The organism is Solirubrobacter phytolaccae, from assembly GCF_027587195.1.
In the GTDB taxonomy this organism is placed as follows: domain Bacteria; phylum Actinomycetota; class Thermoleophilia; order Solirubrobacterales; family Solirubrobacteraceae; genus Solirubrobacter; species Solirubrobacter phytolaccae.
The window spans coordinates 79,256-97,007 of sequence record NZ_JAPDDP010000010.1 but is presented as its reverse complement, the minus strand read 5'-3'; the positions used below and the strand labels follow the sequence as shown (position 1 = coordinate 97,007).

The window sequence follows — 17,752 nt, the reverse complement described above, 5'->3', positions numbered from 1 at the left end:
TCCACCATAGGCAAGTCGCTACTTGCCTGTCAAGCGCCCGCGTTCTCGGCGAGCCGGTCCACGGCCTTGTTCGTGAGCTCGTCGCGGAGCGAGGCCGCGAACGGCGCCTGCACGTCGAGGAACCCCAGCAGCGTGATGCCGCGGCCGGCGCGGGCGAACACGAGGTCGAGCGCGAGGTCGATCGACTGTCCGCCGGTCTCGAGCGGGATCGTCACGCGGCCGGCCTCGACCTCGTCTCCGACCTCACCGACCTCGAGGTACTGCTCGGTGACGTCGCCGACCTCGGGGCCGTCGCTCTCGCCCGCCAGCTGCTTGGCGAGCGCCTCGGCGAAGCACTCGCGCGTCTTCTCGGTGCCGACCGACTTGAACGCCTCGGTGGCCCCGGCCTCATCCTCGTAGATCCACACCGTGTTGATGGCGAACGTGGTCTGGCCCTTGGAGAAGTCGTCGGCGTCGACCCGCGCGGCGGCGTCGGCCTTTGCGGCCTCGAAGTCCTTGCAGCCGGAGTCGGTGTCGTCGCCGTCGCGCGGCTCGCTCGTCCAGTCCGAGGGGAAGTCCTCGGCCTTCAGCGTGGACGCCTCGGCGACCTGCTCGTCGTCGCCGGAAGCAGCCGACGGCGTCTCGGTCGCGGTCGCGGTGGCGGTCTCCGTCGCCGCTTCCGTAGCGGTGGCGGTCGCCGCGGGCGGCTCGGCGGCACGTTCCTCGGGTTCGTCTCCGCCGCAGCCGGCGGCGGCGAGCAACGTGGTGAGCGACAGCAGGACGAGGACGCGTCTCATAGCGCACTCAAGTACCCGTGAGCGCCGCGCGCGGAACGGCGAGGTCAACCGTTGGCGTTGCCGAGGCGCTTCGCGGCCCGCGCGAGCAGGTCCTTGCGCAGGGCGGCGTCGAACGGCTCGACGCCCTGCACGAACGCGACGAACGCCACCGCCCGCCCAGTGCGGATCGAGACGAAGTCGAGGATGATCTGGGAATCGATCGCGTCGCTGAGGAGCGGCATCGTGACGCGGGTGGCCACCGCGGCATCGCCGAGCCCGTCGCCGACGCTGAGCGGCTTGGCTGAGAGCTCGCCGAGCTCGACGGTCTCCTCGCCGTCGGCGACCGCGCGGCCGAGATCCTCGCCGATGCAGCTCGCGTTGCCGGCTCCGCCGAGCGCGTCGACGACCTCACCCGCGACAGCCTCGTCTTCGAACCGGTAGACGCGGGTGAGGACGTTGCTCGTGAGCTCGCCCTGAAAGCGCGGCGCCGTGCTCCGCGCACGCTGACGCTTCTCCGCCAGCGCCATCCCTTCGCACGTCGTGTCGTCGTCGCCCGTGCTGCGGTCGCTCTCCGTCCAGCCGTCGGGGAAGTCGCTGATCGCCAGCAGCGCGCTCTCCACCGCCTGGAACTCGCCCGCGGCCGCCGCCTCGTCCTGCTCTCCGTCACCGCACGCCGGGAGGGCGAGCGCGCACAGCGTGGCCAGCAGCGCCGTTCTCATCGCCGTCGCCGGTACCCGCAAGGGCTGTCGAGCAATCAGCGCCAGCCGAGGAACGGCTCGTCCGCTTCGAGCAGGTCCTGGAAGGGCGTGCCGGGCAGGTGCTCGCGGGCAAACGCCTCGTGGTCGGTGAAGGACAGGTAGAAGACGATCTGGCGCCACGCGAAGGCCAGCTTGCGGCGGTCGCGCAGGCGGCGGGCGCGCTCGACGGCGCGGCGTGCGACCGCGTCGTAGTCCAGCTGCACGCCCGCGCTGACGAGCGTGGCGAGGTTCTGGGTGGTGAGGATCTGGGCCTGCTCGATCACGTGGCCGTTGAACACGACGGGGCTCACGCGGTCCTGGTGCAGTCGTGGCGAGCGGCGATAGCAGAGCTGCGCGAAATCACCGTCGAGCGCGGCGGGATCGATCCGGTAGTAGCGCTGGTAGAGCGTGCCGCGGAGCACGTCGTCGGCGAGCCGGGCCGCGCGAGCGAACTTCGCGCTGAACTTGCCCATGAAGATGTCCGCGGCCAGCTCTTCGACGAGCGGCAGCTCGAGGTCGGCCTCGCGGGCGAGCGCTCCGAGCTCCGAGAGCAGCGTGTTCGGGATGATCGTCGCCGGGAACGCGTCCAGCGCGAGCTCGCCGAGCCGCACGAACGTCGCCTTCGCCTCGCTTCCGGCACCGCCGCGACGGTACGGCGCGACGGCCCGCACCCACGGCAGCTCGTCGACGCCGACCTGGTGCTCGAGGTCGGTGAGCAGCAGCGTGCGCCGGCGCCGGAACGCCTCGTAGTTCGCCGCCATCAGCTCGGCGAGGCGCTCGTCCTCGTACGCGCCGGCGACGGTCGCGGCGGCGAGCCGCGGCACGAGCTCGGCGAGCACCTCGGCGGAGGGGACCACGCCGCGCTCGAGCAGCGCGTCCGGCGTCCCGGCGAGCGCGCGCTCGACCACGGCCCGCAGCGAGCTCGGCACGGGCGTGCCGTCGATGGGGGAGAGGAACGCGTCCGTCGAGTCGATGCCGCGGGCGGGCGCCGCCTCCCCGAGCCGCGCGGCCACGACCCGCGCCAGCGCATGGTGCATCGGCCGGGCGGCGACCGCCGCCTGCTCGGCGCGCACGGCGACATTGCGCTCGCTGCCGGGCGTGCCGCGCTTGGCGAGCATCGCGTCGACGACGTGCTGCAGCAACGCGACCGAGATGACGGGCCCGACGCGCGCGGCCGGCCACGGGGTCCGAGCCGCGCCGGCGATCCGCGCGAGGCGATTGCTCCACGGCGGCGAGTCCGCGGGGGCAGGCGACGTCGCGCCGGATGGCGAGTCCGCAGGGGCGGGCGACGTGGCGTCGGATGGCGAGTCCGCGGGCGCGGGCAGCGTGGCGCCGGCCCCGCGCAGCTCGTCGCGCAACGCGCGCTCGATCGCGTGCCGCAGGATCGTCGCGTTCTCCTTCCGGTGGCGGTGGCCGCGCGGCGGCACGTGCGCCCGCGACAGCGCGTGGAAGCGGTCCAGCAGCGCGCGGCCGCGGTCGTCCCAGCCGGGCGGGAAGTGCGCGGCGACGCGGCCGTCGACAACCGTCTCGAGCCAGTGGTCGAGCAGCCGGTCCGCGTACGGGTTCCAGACCGCGAGCGTCGCGTTCATCGCCGCCACCCTCGACTGGGGGCGCTTGGCGACCAGCTGCGCCTGCGTCTCCGCGGCGGTCTGGCGCCAGACGATCTCGCGCGCGGTCGGGTCGGGCGCCGCGGGCTCGGGCAGGAAGCGCAGCTTGCCCGCGTACGGCGCGAGCTCGGCGACGAGCTGCGTGGCGGCGTCCATCGCCCCGGCGTCGACGAGCCACGCCACGACGAGCAGCGCCGCGTGCTCGGGCAGCGGCACGCGGTAGGCGCCGGAGTCGAGCAGACCGCTGAGCTCGTTCAGGCCCGGGTCGGTCAGCGCGCGCAGCCACTCGCCCTCGTCGCCCGGTCCGGCGGCGGGGCGCCCCGTCGCGAACCCGCCGCGCATGACCTCCGGGGTCACCCACGCGGGCAGGTCCTTCACGGGCGCGCGCGAGCCGATCTTCAGGGTGCCGCTCGCCATCCCGCGCAGCACGGACAGCCACCGCTCGGTCCGGCCCGGGTCCTCGGCGGCGATCGCCTTCGCGAGCTGCGCCAACGGATATCTGTCATCAACCGACAACCAGCGCGGCAGGTCCTGCCCCTGCGCCCTCCGGGTCCGAAGCCCGGTGCTCTACTGCTGAGCTACGCGCTGCACGCGGTGAGCGTACGTCAACCGAAGACGACGACGTCGAGCCTGCGCGGCCCGTGCACGCCCTCGACGCGGTCCAGCTCGATGTCCGACGTGGCGCTCGGCCCACTCACCAACGTGATCGGTGCGTCCGGTCCCAAAGCCGCGATCGCGTCCGGCACGGACGGCACGACCGAGGACGCGGCGACCAGGCACACGTGGTGATCGGGCACCAGCGTCAAAGCCCGCCGACCCGAGTTCTCCCCGGAGACGAGCACGATCGTGCCGGTGTCGGCGATCGCCAGCGCGCTGCCCGTGACCACCGCGTCGAGCTCGTCCAGCTCCGCCACGGACAGGCCGCGGTCCTCGATCACCGGGAGTCCGAGGTCACGGAACCCGGCCGGCACGCCGACCCGGAGCCCTTCGCCGAGGATGGCTCGAACCTTGTCCGGCAGCGCGGATTCGGCGACGCGATGGACGGTCGCCTTGTACTCGGACACGGTCTCGCAGAACAAGTCGACGACGGCGGCGTCACGCACCAAGGTCCCGGCGAGCCGGTACGTGCGCGGGATCTCCGGCACCACGGGCGACGGACCCAGCGCGCCCCGCACCCGGGCGAGGATGTCAGCCTTCGCCGTGCTCACGCTTCCACCAGTCCCGGAACGTCTCCTTGGGCGGCTCGGGCAGGTCCCGCATCGCGGTCCAGCCCGGGAGCGCGGCCTTGACGATCGGCCCGCGGCCGAGCTTCGCCAGCCGCTGCGCCGCCTCGTAACGCCGGCGCGTGCTGAACGCCGCGGCCATGCCCTTCATCGCCAGCGCCTCCGGGGTCAACCGCGACTTCTCCTCGCGCACGACGCGCCCGCGCAGGTGGATGAGGATCGACGGGATGTCGATCTTCACCGGGCAGACCTCGTAGCACGCGCCGCACAGCGACGACGCCCACGGCAGCGAAGGCGCACTGCCCAGCCCGTTCAGCTGCGGCGTCAGGATGGCGCCGATCGGGCCGGGATAGACGGACTCGTAGGCCTGCCCGCCGACCCGCTCGTACACGGGGCACACGTTCAGGCACGCCGAGCAGCGGATGCAGTGCAGCGCTGCACGCCCGACCTCGTCGGCGAGCACGTTCGTCCGCCCGCCGTCGAGCAGGATCAGGTGGAACTCCTGCGGCCCGTCCCCAGGACGAACCCCCGTCCACAGCGACGTGTACGGGTTCATCCGCTCGGCGGTCGACGACCGCGGCAGCAGCTGCAGGAACACCTCGAGGTCCTGCCACGCCGGCAGCACCTTCTCGATCCCCATCAGCGTGACCAGGACGCGGGGCATCGTCAGGCACATGCGCCCGTTGCCCTCCGACTCGACGACGCCGATCGTGCCCGTCTCGGCGATCCCGAAGTTCGCGCCCGACACCGCCATCGGCACGGTCAGGAACTTGTTGCGCAGGTGCAGCCGCGCGGCCTCGGCGATCGCCGACGCCTCGTTCCCCAATGATTGCCCTTGCGCGATCGTCTGTTCGAACAGGGTGCGGATCTCGGCGCGATTGCGATGGATCGCCGGCACGAGGATGTGCGACTGCTTGTCTTCCGGGTTGAGCTGGACGATCAGCTCCGCGAGGTCCGTCTCCAGCGCGTGGATGCCCTCGGCCTCGAGCGCCTCGTTCATCTCGATCTCGTCCGTGGCGAGCGACTTGACCTTGATGACCTCGTCCGTGCCGACCCGCTTGGCGATCGAGGCGACGATCGCGTTGGCCTCCGCGCCGTCGCGCGCCCAGTGGACCACGCCGCCGGCCGCGGTCACCGCGGCCTCGAGCTTCTCCAGCTGCTCCGGCAGCGTCGCCATGGTGTGCGCCTTGATCGCCTCGCCGGCGTCGCGCAGCGGCTCCCAGTCCGGCACCTCGGCGACCGCGCGCAGCCGCTTCTCGCGGATCAGCGTCGTCGCCTTGCCGATGTTCCGCCGCAGCTGGGCGTCTTTCAAAGTGACCTTCGCGGCGCTCTGGAAGCTCATTCTTGCGCCGCCAGGATCTCGGCGATGTGCATGGTGCGCACGCCCGTGCGCCCGCGCGAGAGCGCGCCGCCGATGTGCATCAGGCACGACGTGTCCGCCGACGTGCACACCTCCGCGCGGGTATCCAGCACGTGGCGGACCTTGTCGGAGAGCATCGCCATCGACGTGTCCGCGTTCTTGATCGCGAAGGTGCCGCCGAACCCGCAGCACTCGCGCGCGCCGTCCAGCTCGACCAGGTCGATGCCGCGCACCTCGCGCAGCAGGCGCAGCGGCCGGTCGCCGACGTTGAGCAGTCGGAGGGAGTGGCAGGTGGGGTGGAAGGTGACCCGATGGGGGAACGACGCTCCGACGTCCACGACCCCGAGCTGATCGATCAGGAACTCGGTCAACTCGAACACCTTGCCGCCAACCGACTCGATTCGCTCACGAACGTGAGCGGTACAGGACGCCGATGGTGAAACGACCGCGTCGTAGTCCGCGAACACGCGCGCAAACCGGTCATGCAATCCAGAGGCCTCGTGCTCGTACCCGGAGTTGACGTGCATTTGGCCGCAGCACGTCTGTTCCAGGGGAAATTCGACCTCGCAGCCCAGCCGCTGAAGCAGGGTCACGACCGCCTTTCCCGCTCCGGGAAACAGCGTGTCGTTGAAACAGGTGATGAAAAGCGCGACCTTCATCGGTACCGTCTCGGCACACTAACGATCACAGAGGAGCCCGAAATCAACCGCAGCCGTTCAGACCGGCCGATGCTGGCCATGGCGCGTCGCAGCGCGATCGCGGATCTGCTGCGCGACGCCGGCGCCATCACCGTGACCGAAGTGGAGAGCCGTTTCGGCGTGTCGCCGATGACGGCGCGCCGCGACCTCGCCGAGCTCGAGCGCCAGGGCATCGCCCGGCGCACCCACGGCGGCGCCGTCCTGCCGTCGATCTCCGCGCAGGAGGACTCCTTCGCGCAGCGCGTGGAAGTGGCCACCGAAGCCAAGATGACGCTCGCCGACGAGGCCGTGCAGCTGCTCTCCGCGCGCGAGACGATCTTCCTCGACTCCAGCTCGACGGCGTACTTCGTCGCGCGCCGGATCGTCGAAGAGGGGCTCGGGGTGACCGTCATCACGAACTCCCTACCCGTGATGGAAGCGATCGCGAGCCGGGAGACGCCGAACGTGAACCTGATCGGCATCGGCGGCACGCTGCGCCCGCTCACGCGCTCGTACGTCGGGCCGTACGCCGTGCACACCGTGCTCGGCCACTTCGCCGACAAGATGTTCCTGTCGGTGAAGGGCGTCACGCGCGACGGCGTGATGACCGACGCGGACGAGCTGGAGGCGGAGGTCAAGCGAGCCATGATCGCGCAGTCCGAGGAGTCCGTGCTGCTGCTCGACGACTCCAAGCTCGGTGCCCGCGGGCAGAACGCGATCGCCCGGGTGACCGAGGTCTCGAGCGTGCTCGCCCATGGGGCACCGGCCGCCGCGCTGGAACCGCTGCGGGCGACCGGCGTGAAGCTCAGAGTCGTGGGCGGCTAGCGCGAGTAGGCCGCCGGCACGCCTCCGTCGACGTTGAGGATGTTGCCGGTGCTCTTGCCCGAGCGACGCTCGGACGCAAAGTGCAGCACGGCCTCGGCGATGTCGCCGGGGTAGATGCTGACCTTCAGCGTGTTGCGCTGGCGGTAGTGCTCGTCGAGCTGCTCGGGGTCCAGGTTGTAGGCCGCGGCGCGCTCCTCACGCCACGAGGAGCCCCAGATCTTCGAGCCCTGCAGGACGGCGTCCGGGTTGACCGTGTTCACCCGGATGCCCTGGGCGCCTCCCTCCTCGGCCAAGCACCGCGCGAGGTGGAGCTCGGCGGCCTTGGCCGAGGAGTACGCCGCGGCGTTCTTGCCGGCCACGAGCGAGTTCTTGGAGGCGATGAAGACGACCGAGCCGCCCGTGTCCTGCGCCTTGAGCACCTTGAAGGCCTCGCGCGAGACGAGGAAGTAGCCCGTCGAGAGGATCGCGTGGTTGCGGTTCCACTCGGCCAGCGTGGTCTCCTCGATCGAGGAGCTGGACGCGATGCCCGCGTTGGAGACGACGATGTCGACGCCGCCGAACGCTTCCACGGCGGCGCGGAACGCGGCCGCGACGGCCTCCTCGGAGGTGACGTCGCCCGCGACGCTGAGCCCACGGTCGCCGTAGGCCGCGACGGCCTCGGCGGCGCCGTCGGCGTCGAGGTCGAACGAGACCACGCACGCGCCGGCCGAAGCCAGCGTGTCGATGATCGCGCGGCCGATGCCGCCCGCGCCGCCGGTGACGAGCGCGACCTTGCCCTGCAGCTCGCCGGGCTTGGGCGCCTGCGCGAGCTTGTAGAGCTCCAGCGGCCAGTACTCGATCGCGAACGACTCGCCCGCGTCCAGCGACACGAACTCGCCCAGCGCCTCGGCGCCCGCGATGACCTCGATCGCGCGGTGGTAGAGGTCACGCGAGACCTTGGAGAGCTTGGTCGTGGTGCCGGTGGAGACCAGGCCCATGCCCTCGACGAGCACGACGCGCGGGTCCGGGTCGCCGGCCACGTCGCCCTCGCCGGCGAAGGACTCGAAGTACGCGCGGTAGTCGGCGCGGTACTGCTCGGCCAGCTCGGCGATCTTCTCCGGCGTGGCGTTCTCGCGCGAGACCCACAGCGGCAGGCGCTTGGTGTGCACGAGGTGGTCCGGACACGGCGCGCCGACCTTCACGAGCCGCTCGGCCTGCTCGGAGCAGACGAACTCCATCACGCGCTCGGACGTGTCGACCGTCAGCACCTTCGCGCGCTCGGAGGAGACCGCGCCGCGGATCGCGGGCAGCAGCTCCGTCAGCGAGCCGGCCGGCTCGGCCTTCTGGCCGCCGAAGCGCGAGACGTCGCCCGTCTTCTCGTTGACGAACGCGACGGCCTGGTTGATGACCTCGATCGTCTTGCGGTACGCCTCCTCGGCGGTCTCGCCCCAGACGATCAGGCCGTGCTTGGCGAGCACGACGAGCTTGAGGTTCGGGTTCTCGCGCACGGCGAGGCCGACCTGCTTGGAGAGCGTGAAGCCGGGGCGGATGTAGGGGATCCACGCGGCCTCGTCGCCGAAGCACTCGGCGATCAGGCGCTCACCGTCGGCCGTGCCCGCGAGCACGTTGATGCCGTCCGGGTGCGTGTGGTGCACGTGCGGCGCGGGGACGAACGCGTGCAGCAGCGTCTCGATCGACGCGCGCGGCATCTTCGGGTCCAGCTGCGACTGCGCGAGGTAGGCGACCATGTCCTCGTCGGTCATCTCGTCGCGGTCCAGCAGCGGCAGGATCTCGTCGAGCTTGAGGCCCGTGAAGTGCTCCGGGCCCATCGTCGCGAGGTCCGAGCCCGAGCCCTTGACCCACATGGCGTTGATCTCGCGCCCCGTGTGGTCGACCGTCGTGCCCTTGGCGGACGTGTTGCCGCCGCCGAAGTTGGACACGGCGCGGTTGGCGCCGAGCAGGTGGGACGCGAGGACCAGCTGGCCCAGCGCGTCGTCCGGCGCACCCTCGGCCGGCCAGAGGTCCTCTACATGGTCGATGATCGGGGTGACGGTGCTCATCGGGTCAGCTCCTGCTCTGATTCACGTTCGGTGGCCATCCGGGCGGCGTAGCCGGACTCCCGGAGGGCGCGGATCGGGTTCTCGGCGCCGCCCAGAGCCACGCGCGCTTCGGCGCATGCAGGGCGGACGTCGGTGTTGAAAGCGTCGAGCAGGACCTCGTGGCCGCCGAGCACGTCGCCCGCGCGCTGATACGAGCTCAGCGCAGAGCGGTCGACGAGCAGCGCCTTGGCGTAGGCCTCCTGCAGGTTGATGACGGACAGCGTCATCGCCTCGACCTTCGCCTCGATGTTGTGCGACTGGTCGATCGTGAGGCGCGGCAGCTCATCCAGCGCCGTCAGCTCCACGAAGATCAGGAACAGCTCGAAGGGGTTCACCGAGCCGACGATCAGGTCGTCGTCGGCGTACTTGCGGTTGTTGAAGTGGAAGCCGCCCAGGCGTCCCTCATCGGCCAGCAACGCGACGATCTGCTCGATGTTCGTGCCCTGGGCGTGATGGCCGAGGTCGACCAGCACTTTCGCGCGCTCGCCGAGCTTCAGGCAGGTGAGCAGCGAGGAGCCCCAGTCCGCGAGGTCGGTCGCGTAGAACGCGGGCTCGAAGAACTTGTACTCGACGAGCAGCTCCTGCTCGGAGGGCAGCGCCGCGTAGACCTGCGTCAGCGCGTGGATCATCCGGCGGCGCCGCTCGCGCAGGTCGTCCTGGCCGGGGTAGTTCGTGCCGTCGGCGAGCCACAGCGACTGCGCGCTCGCGCCCAGCGCGGTCGCGATCTCCACGCACTCGAGCATGTGCGCGACGGCTTTCTCGCGCACGGCCGGGTTCGGATGGGTGACGGAGCCGAGCTTGTAGTCGGGGTCCTGGAAGAGGTTCGGGTTGACGGCGCCGACCTGCAGCCCGCGCGACTCGATCTCCGCGCGCAGCTCGTCGTAGTCGTCGACGGTGTCCCACGGGAAGTGCAGCGCGACCTTCGGCGCGGTGCCCGTCAGGCGGTGCACCTCGGCGGCGTCGTCGAGCTTCTCGAACGTGTTGCGCGGACGGCCCGGCTGGGGGAAGACGCCGAAGCGCGTGCCCGAGTCGGCATAGCCCCAGGACGGGGTCTCGATGACGAGCTTGGACAGATCAAGCATGGAGAGATTCCTTGGACGTGGAAGGCTCGTAGTGGACGGGCTCGAAGGACGCGGCGGACACGGCGCGCATGTCCGCGAGCGAGCCCAGCTCGCCGGTGGCGCGGGCCTGGACGAGGACGTTGCCGAGCGCGGTCGCCTCGACCGGGCCGGCGAGCACCTCGCGGCCGGTCATGTCGGCGGTGAGCTGGCACAGCAGCTCGTTGCGGGCGCCGCCGCCGATCACGTGGATCGTGCGGACGTCGCGGCCGGAGGCGCGCTCGAGGCGCTCCAGCACGAGCTTGTACTTGCAGGCCAGCGAGAGGTAGATCGAGCGGACGATCTCGCCCTGGGTCATGTCCGTGCGACCGGTGACCTCGGCGATCAGGAACGGCATGTCGCCGCCGCGCAGGAAGCGCTCGTCGTCGGGGTCGAAGATCGGGACCTCGGTCGTGACCTCGCGGGCCGCGCGCTGCAGCGCCGGGAAGTCCGCGCCCCAGACGCGCGCGCACTCCTGCTCGAGCCACAGGCCCATGACGTTCTTGAGCAGGCGGATCGTGCCGTCGACGCCGCGCTCGTTGGTGAGCGCGTCGTCGGTGAAGACGGGGCTCGGCAGCTCTAGGCCGAGCAGCGACCAGGTGCCGGAAGACAGGATCGCGGAGCCGGCGTCCCGCAAGGGCGCCGCGACGTAGGCCGAAGCGGTGTCGTGCGAGGCGACGGTGTAGACCGGCGCGTGGATGGCGAGGTGCGGCAGCACCGAACCGAGCTTCGTGCCGGGCTCCACCAGCGCGCCGAACGGGCGCGTGGGAAGGCCGAGGCGCTCGATCAGCTCCAGCGACCACTCGCCCGTGCGCGCGTCCAGCAGCCCCGTGGTGGAGGCGTTGGTGCGCTCGTTGGCGAGCTCGCCGCACAGCCAGTACGCGAGTAGGTCGGGGACCAGCGCGATCCCGTCCGCCTCGCCGACGCGGTCGTCCGCCATCAGCTGGTAGACGGTGTTGATCGGCATGTGCTGGATGCCGGTGATCTCGTAGCCCTCCACTCGCTCGACGCCTTCGGTGCGCGCGTCGCGGTAGTGGAAGGGGAGCCCCAGGACCCGATGCTCGGCGTCCAGGAGCGCGTAGTCGACGCCCCAGGTGTCGACCCCGATGCCGTCGAAGCGGCGGCCCTCCAGGGCGCTGACCGCCTCGGTGAACAGGTGCAGCAGGTTCCAGCGCAACCCGTCCGGCAGCCGGACCGGGCGGTTCGCGAACCGGTGGCACTCCTCGAGCGCGATCACCGAGCCGTCGTAGTGACCGCACACCACGCGGCCGCTCGACGCGCCGAGATCGATCGCGGCATAGCTAGTCAAGGTGGAACACCTCCTCCACCCGCTCGAAGGCGAGCTCGCCGTCAAACAGCGGCGCCATCTCGGCCTGCCAGCGTGCGTCCACGTCCGTCTCCTCCATCGCTCGCTTGGCGGCCTCGAAATCCTCCGTCTCGAGGTAGCCGATCAGCAGCCCGTCCGGGCGCAGGAACAGCGAGTAGTTGGTCCAACCCGCCGCGCTGAGCGCCGCGAGCATCTCCGGCCAGACGGCCGTGTGACGCTCGCGGTACTCGTCGAGGCGATCCGCGCGCACCCGCAGTTGAAAGCAGACTCGTTCCATGACGGATGCGCGCGCCGTTCGCTCTTAGAAGTCGAACTCGTCGATGTTGGCCTTGTCGAACACCGTCGGCGGGCCGAGGAGGACCTCGCCCTTGGCGCCGATCGTGCGCTCGCCCAGGTCGCCGGCGGTGAACGTCTCGCCCTCGGCGCCCGTGATCACGCCGGAGGCCAGCGCGCCCGCGGCGTACGCGGCGAGGTAGCCGAGCTTGCCCGGATCCCAGAGCTCGAAGCCCTCGATCGTGCCGTCCTTGACGAAGTCACGCAGCTGGTTCGGGGTGCCGAGGCCGGTCAGCTTGACCTTGCCCTTGGCGTCCGAGCCCTGCAGGTAGCGCGCGGCGGCGGCGATGCCCACCGTGGTGGGGGAGATGATGCCCTTCAGGTCCGGGTAGGCCTGCAGGAGGCCCTGCGTCTCCTCGAAGGACTTCTGGTCGTCGTCGTTGCCGTAGGCGGTCTTGACGAGCTTGAGCTTGGAGTACTCCGGCTTGGAGAGCTCGTCCTTCATGAACTCGATCCAGGTGTTCTGGTTCGTCGCGTTCGGCGTCGCGGAGAGGATCGCGATCTCGCCGCCCTCCGGGCCGATCTGCTTGGCGAGCAGCTGCACCTGGCTGCGGCCGAGGTCCTCGGCGGCGGCCTGGTTGATGAAGAGGTCACGACCCTCGGGCGCGGTGTCCGAGTCGTAGGTGACGACCTTGATGCCGGCGGCCTTGGCCTTCTCCAGCGCCGGGACGACCGCGTTCGCGTCGTTGGCGCTGATCACGATCGCGTCCTGCTTCTGCGTCGTGAGCGTGTTGATGTAGGACACCTGCGAAGAAGCCGCGGTGTCCGACGGGCCGACGCGCTTGAACTCGCCCCCGAACGCCTTCACGGCGTCCTCGCCGCCCTTGTCGGAGATCGTGAAGTACGGGTTGTTGATCTGCTTGGGCAGGAAGGCGATCTTCAGGCCCTCCTTGATCTCCCCGCCGGCCGCGGCCGCGCCCTCGGTGGTCGCCTCGGCGGCCGGCGTGGACGTCGCGCTCTCCTCGTCGTCCTTGGTGGAGCCGCAGGCGGCGACACCGAGCATGCTCGTCAGCGCCAGCGCCGCGAACGCCTTGTTGCGAATGGCCATCTCTCTCCTCACAGAGTTATGTGGTTGTGGGTGTGGGGGGTGCATCGACGCCGCGTCCCCTTCGCAGCGCCTCCCGAACGCGAGCCGTGACACTCGGTCCGAGCACGGAGAGCAGCAGCAGGCTGCCCGTGACGATGGTCAGCACCTCGGCGGAGACGTCATTGAGCGTCAGCGCGTTGCGGAGGGTGCCGAGCAGCAGCATGGCGCAGATCACGCCGAGCAGATGCCCCTTCCCTCCGAAGATGGAGACCCCGCCCAACAGCACGACGGCGACGACGGAGAGCTCGAGGCCGGCTCCGTTGTCGGCACGCGCCGAGGCGAAACGGAAGGCGTAGACGACGCCCGCCAGCGCGCTGATGGCGCCGGTGACGACGAACAGCCAGAACTTGATGCGCTTCACGCGGACGCCGCTGAACCGCGCGGCCTCCTCGTTGGCGCCCATCGCGAAGATGGAGCGCCCGATCCCGGTCATGTGCAGGACGACGAAGAAGACGACGGCCAGCACGATGAAGACGACGAACGGATTCGGGATCTGGGTCCCGGCGAACGTGCCGAAGCCCCATTCGGTGAACTTGGACGGGAAGTCCGCGACGGCCTGGTCACCGAGCACGACGTACGCGAGCCCGCGGTACATGGCGAGCGTGCCGATGGTGACCGCGAGCGAGGGCAGGCCCAGGCGCGTGACCAGCACGCCGTTGAGGGCGCCGGCGAGCGCGCCGATGACCAGGACCGCCGGGATGATCATCTCCATCGCCCAGCCGTGGTTCCACAGGTAGCCCATGAGGGCGCTGGTGAGGCCGAGCACCGAGGCGACCGACAGGTCGATCTCCGCGGCGACGATGATCAGGGTGAGCGGGAGCGCGATGATCGCGATCTCCGACATGTCGGAGAGAATCGAGTTCAGGTTGCCGCCCGACAGGAAGTCCGAGCCGCTGGTGGTCGCGCCGTACAGGATCGCCATCAGCAGCAGGAAGACGGTCACCGTCTCCCAGCGCCCGAGGCGCTTGATGTCGAACCCGCTGTCGCTGGTGCGCACGACGTCGCCCTCGACGTTGGTCTTGACGTCAGACACGGTGCGAGCTCCTCTTCCGCAGTTCGCGGGCCAATCGCATCGCCAGGTAGGCGTCGAGGCCGATGGCGAGCAGGAGCAGCGCGCCGTTGATGGCCTGCTCCCAGAACGGGTTGACCTGCAGGATCACGAGCGCGGAGCGGATCGTGGCCAGCAGCAGCGCGCCGAGCGCGGCGCCCCAGACGGTGCCGGAGCCGCCGAAGATGGCGACGCCGCCGACGACCACCGCGGACACGGCGAACAGCTCGATGCCGTTGCCGGCGACCGCGTCCAAGGTGCCGTAGCGGGAGGCGTAGAGCACGCCCGCGAGGCCGGCGATCGCGCCGGAGGCGACGAACGCGCCGAGCACGCGCCGCGTGACCCGGATGCCGGCCAGCACGGCCGCGTCCGGGTTGGACCCGATGGCGTACAGCTCGCGGCCCGTGCGGCTGCGGCCGAGCACGACGCCGACGATCACCATCGCGACGATCGTGAACAGCGGCAGGACCGGGAAGCCGAGGATGTTCTGCGTCGCGAGCGACAGGAAGCCGTCGGGCATGTCGGCCGCGTTGATCTGCCGGCCGCTGGCCCACCAGTAGTCGATGCCGCGGATCACGTACAGCGTGCCGAGCGTGATCACGAGCGAAGGTACGCGCGCGTACGCGACCATCACGCCGTTGACCACGCCGAAGCAGGCGCCGAACAGGATGCCGCCGATGAACACCAGCGGGATCGGCACGTTGTGGTCGGCGAACATGACGCCGGTCGCGAACGCGGTGATGCCGAGGATCGAGCCGACCGACAGGTCGATGTTGCGCGTGACGACGACGATCGTCTGCCCGACCGCGAGCAGCGCCACGATCGTGACGTTGAGCAGGATGTCGCGCAGGTTCTGCGCGTTGAGGAAGCGGGGCTCGGCGAGGCTGACCGCGATCACGAGGATCGCGAGCACGCCGATGAGGCTCACCTCACGCGCGCGGACGACGGTGTCGATCCACGAGGTCTTCTCCTCCGCCCGCGGAGCCGCGGGCGTCGGCGCGGCCTGGGTCGACGCGCTCACGGGCGCTTCCCGTCTGCGACCGGCTTCGCCGGTGCGTAGCCGGTTCGGCTGAGAGATCGCTTCGCGGATCTCATGCGGCGGCCACCTGACCCGTCGCGGCGCGGACGACGTTCTCCTCGTCGGCCTCCTCGCGGCTGAGCTCACGGGCGATCCGGCCCTCGTGCATCACGAGCACGCGGTCGGCCATCCCGAGCACCTCGGGCAGCTCGGACGAGATCATCAGCACCGCGAGGCCTTGGCCCGCGAGCTCGGACATCAACCGGTGCACCTCCGCCTTCGTGCCCACGTCGATGCCCCGCGTCGGCTCGTCGATGATCAGGACCTTCGGGCTCGTGGCGAGCCATTTGCCGAGGACCACCTTCTGCTGGTTGCCGCCCGACAGGAAGCCCACCGGGTCGCTCAGCTTGTGGTACTTGAGCTGCAGCTTGGTCGCCCAGTCCGAGGCCAGCTTGGCCTCCGAGCCCATGCCGATCACGCCGAGCTTGTTGCGCAGCGCCTGCAGCCGGGTGAGGCCCATGTTGCGCTCGATGCTCAGCTCCATCACGAGGCCCTGCTGGCGGCGGTCCTCGGGCACGAGCCCGATGCCGGCCTTCATGGCCCCGGTGGGGGAGCCGGGCTTGAGCGTGCGACCGTCGACGGTGACCGTGCCGGCGTCCGGCTTGTCGATGCCGAAGATCGCCCGCGCGACCTCGCTGCGGCCCGCGCCCACCAGGCCGGCGAGCGCGACGATCTCGCCGCGCCGGACCTCGAACGAGATGTCGACGAAGACGCCCTCGCGCGTGAGCCGCTCGACCTGCAGGACCGACTCGCCGATCTCGGCGTCGACCTTCGGGAACAGGTTCGAGAGCTCGCGGCCGACCATGCGGCGGACGAGCTCGTCCGTGTCCATCTCGGCCGTGCGGCCGTCGTGGGTGACCTCGCCGTCGCGCAGGACGGTGACCGTGTCGCAGATGGTGAAGATCTCGTCGAGGCGGTGGCTGATGAACAGCACCGCGGCGCCGCGCTCCTTGAGCGTGCGCACGACGTTGAACAGGCGGTCGACCTCGTGGCCCGAGAGCGCCGCGGTCGGCTCGTCCATGATCAGGACGCGCGCGTCGAAGCTGAGCGCCTTCGCGATCTCGACGATCTGCTGATCGGCGATGCTCAGGCCTTTGACCGGCTGCTCGGGGTCGAGCTTGACGCCGAGCCGGTCCAGCAGCTCCTTGACCGTGCGGTTGAGCGCCTTGAAGTCGATGCGGCGGCCGGACCCGAGCGGGTGGCGGCCCATCATCACGTTCTCGGCGATCGAGAGGTCGGGGAAGAGCGTCGGCTCCTGGTAGATCACCGCGACGCCCGCGTCGCGTGCGTCGGCCGGCCCGTGGAAGGCCTTGACCTCGCCGTCGACCAGCACGTCGCCCTCGTCGGGACGCTGCACACCGGCGAGCATCCGCACGATCGTGGACTTCCCCGCGCCGTTCTCACCCGCGAGCGCCCGGACCTCTCCGGAGCGCAGCGCGATCGAGACGTTCCTCGAGGCGCGCACGGCACCGTAGGACTTGCTGGCGCCTTCTAGGGCGATGATTGGCGTGCTTGTCTCAGCAGCTGTCGATTGCTGGTTGATTTGAGGCTCCTCCCCCTCGAAACAACAGAACCCGATCAAAACAGAGCGATCGGGGGCTGTCAAGAGCGATTGGTGATTCTTCGTGTTCGTTTCTCTGTGCGGCTATGACCGTTGTCTTGACAATCCGACCATACGATGGTTGTCTGAGGGGCGGAGGAGATCCCAATCGCACGTAGACGATCAGAAGACGGTCCCGGCGTGCTCGCCGAAACACGCCGCCGAGAGATTGCCGAGCGGTTGCGCGCGAACGGCGCCGTGACCGTGGCCGAGCTCGAGGAGCGGTTCGGCATCTCGCCGATGACTGCTCGCCGGGACCTGGCCGAGCTGGAGCGACGCGGCGTGGTCCGCCGCACGCACGGCGGTGCCGTGCTGCCGACCATCTCCGCGCACGAGGACTCGTTCGCGCGCCGCCTGGAGCTGGGCGCGGAGGCCAAGACGCGGCTCGCGCACGAGGCCGTGTCGCTGCTGACGCCGCGCGAGACGATCTTCCTGGACTCGTCGACGACGACCTACTACGTCGCCAAGCGCCTGGTGGAGACCGGGCTCGCGGCCACGGTGCTCACCAACTCGCTGCCCGTCATGGAGCTGCTGTTCCGCGAGGGCGGGCCCGGGCTCGAGGTGATCGGGATCGGCGGCACGCTGCGCCGGCTCACGCGCTCGTTCGTCGGCCCGTTCGCGGTCCGCACGGTCCAGGGCCACTTCGCCGACCGGTTGCTGTTCTCCGTCAAGGGCGTGGCCGCCAACGGGATGCTCACCGACGCCGATCCGCTGGAGGCCGAGCTCAAGCGGGCGATGATCGAGCAGGCGGGGGAGTCCGTGCTCCTGATCGATCAGTCCAAGCTCTCGGTCCGCGGGCTCTCGGTGATCGCCCCGCTCTCCGAAGTGCACACGACCCTCGCGGTCGGGCTCGAAGAGCGCGAGGCGGACGCGTTGCGCCTCGGGGGCACGACGGTGCGCCCGGTCGCGACCGCGTAGTC

At 70.4% G+C, this 17,752-nt stretch carries 16 protein-coding genes and 1 tRNA gene; 2 read left to right on the top strand and 15 right to left on the bottom strand.

Annotation, left to right across the window (positions count from 1 at the left end):
• Positions 1-29: 29 nt before the first annotated feature.
• The 7 genes from OJ997_RS07810 to OJ997_RS07780 all read right to left on the bottom strand — a co-directional run bounded on the left by OJ997_RS07810 (position 30) and on the right by OJ997_RS07780 (position 6,341).
• On the bottom strand, positions 30-776 hold the full coding sequence (locus OJ997_RS07810; protein ID WP_270024509.1) for a hypothetical protein: 747 nt from the start codon (positions 774-776) through the stop codon (positions 30-32).
• 44 nt (positions 777-820) lie between these two features.
• On the bottom strand, positions 821-1,474 hold the full coding sequence (locus OJ997_RS07805; RefSeq protein ID WP_270024508.1) for a hypothetical protein: 654 nt from the start codon (positions 1,472-1,474) through the stop codon (positions 821-823).
• A 35-nt stretch (positions 1,475-1,509) separates the two neighbouring features.
• A complete protein-coding gene (locus tag OJ997_RS07800; RefSeq protein WP_270024507.1) occupies positions 1,510-3,591 on the bottom strand; it encodes a hypothetical protein in 2,082 nt (693 codons plus the stop codon).
• Positions 3,592-3,615: 24 nt separating this feature from the next.
• A tRNA-Arg gene (locus OJ997_RS07795) sits at positions 3,616-3,687 on the bottom strand.
• A 17-nt stretch (positions 3,688-3,704) separates the two neighbouring features.
• On the bottom strand, positions 3,705-4,307 hold the full coding sequence (locus OJ997_RS07790; protein WP_270024506.1) for a LutC/YkgG family protein: 603 nt from the start codon (positions 4,305-4,307) through the stop codon (positions 3,705-3,707).
• On the bottom strand, positions 4,288-5,664 hold the full coding sequence (locus tag OJ997_RS07785) for a lactate utilization protein B (RefSeq protein WP_270024505.1): 1,377 nt from the start codon (positions 5,662-5,664) through the stop codon (positions 4,288-4,290). The genes OJ997_RS07790 and OJ997_RS07785 overlap by 20 nt, the downstream gene beginning before the upstream one ends.
• Positions 5,661-6,341: a (Fe-S)-binding protein gene (locus OJ997_RS07780; RefSeq protein WP_270024504.1), complete on the bottom strand. Its 681-nt coding sequence runs from the start codon at positions 6,339-6,341 to the stop codon at positions 5,661-5,663. Before OJ997_RS07780 ends, OJ997_RS07785 begins: the two co-directional genes overlap by 4 nt.
• 78 nt (positions 6,342-6,419) lie before the next feature.
• Here OJ997_RS07780 and OJ997_RS07775 point away from each other — a divergent pair, with 78 nt between their 5' ends.
• Positions 6,420-7,184: a DeoR/GlpR family DNA-binding transcription regulator gene (locus OJ997_RS07775; protein ID WP_270024503.1), complete on the top strand. Its 765-nt coding sequence runs from the start codon at positions 6,420-6,422 to the stop codon at positions 7,182-7,184.
• Here the strand turns inward: OJ997_RS07775 and OJ997_RS07770 are convergent.
• The 8 genes from OJ997_RS07770 to OJ997_RS07735 form a co-directional block, all read right to left on the bottom strand.
• Entirely contained in the window at positions 7,181-9,223 is a 2,043-nt protein-coding gene (locus OJ997_RS07770) for a bifunctional aldolase/short-chain dehydrogenase (protein WP_270024502.1), read from the bottom strand. The genes OJ997_RS07775 and OJ997_RS07770 overlap by 4 nt on opposite strands.
• Complete coding sequence (rhaI, locus tag OJ997_RS07765) at positions 9,220-10,344, bottom strand: L-rhamnose isomerase (RefSeq protein WP_270024501.1); 1,125 nt, start codon at positions 10,342-10,344, stop codon at positions 9,220-9,222. The genes OJ997_RS07770 and rhaI overlap by 4 nt, the downstream gene beginning before the upstream one ends.
• Positions 10,337-11,668, bottom strand: a complete 1,332-nt coding sequence (locus OJ997_RS07760) for a rhamnulokinase (RefSeq protein WP_270024500.1) — start codon at positions 11,666-11,668, stop codon at positions 10,337-10,339. The genes rhaI and OJ997_RS07760 overlap by 8 nt, the downstream gene beginning before the upstream one ends.
• The gene (locus OJ997_RS07755; protein ID WP_272599477.1) at positions 11,661-11,963 is read right to left on the bottom strand and encodes an L-rhamnose mutarotase; all 303 of its coding nucleotides are present in this window, start codon (positions 11,961-11,963) and stop codon (positions 11,661-11,663) included. The genes OJ997_RS07760 and OJ997_RS07755 overlap by 8 nt, the downstream gene beginning before the upstream one ends.
• Before the next feature lie 24 nt (positions 11,964-11,987).
• Positions 11,988-13,067 (bottom strand): rhamnose ABC transporter substrate-binding protein, encoded by a 1,080-nt coding sequence (gene rhaS, locus OJ997_RS07750; protein WP_270024498.1) that lies wholly within the window; start codon positions 13,065-13,067, stop codon positions 11,988-11,990.
• Between the two features lie 16 nt (positions 13,068-13,083).
• Positions 13,084-14,028, bottom strand: coding sequence for an ABC transporter permease (locus tag OJ997_RS07745; RefSeq protein ID WP_272599497.1), 945 nt, complete (start codon positions 14,026-14,028; stop codon positions 13,084-13,086).
• Positions 14,029-14,131: 103 nt separating this feature from the next.
• On the bottom strand, positions 14,132-15,175 hold the full coding sequence (locus OJ997_RS07740; RefSeq protein WP_270024496.1) for an ABC transporter permease: 1,044 nt from the start codon (positions 15,173-15,175) through the stop codon (positions 14,132-14,134).
• 70 nt (positions 15,176-15,245) lie between these two features.
• Positions 15,246-16,775, bottom strand: coding sequence for a sugar ABC transporter ATP-binding protein (locus OJ997_RS07735; protein WP_372517880.1), 1,530 nt, complete (start codon positions 16,773-16,775; stop codon positions 15,246-15,248).
• A 198-nt stretch (positions 16,776-16,973) separates the two neighbouring features.
• Between OJ997_RS07735 and OJ997_RS07730 the strand changes: the two genes are divergently transcribed.
• Positions 16,974-17,750: a DeoR/GlpR family DNA-binding transcription regulator gene (locus OJ997_RS07730; RefSeq protein ID WP_270024494.1), complete on the top strand. Its 777-nt coding sequence runs from the start codon at positions 16,974-16,976 to the stop codon at positions 17,748-17,750.
• Positions 17,751-17,752: the final 2 nt, after the last annotated feature.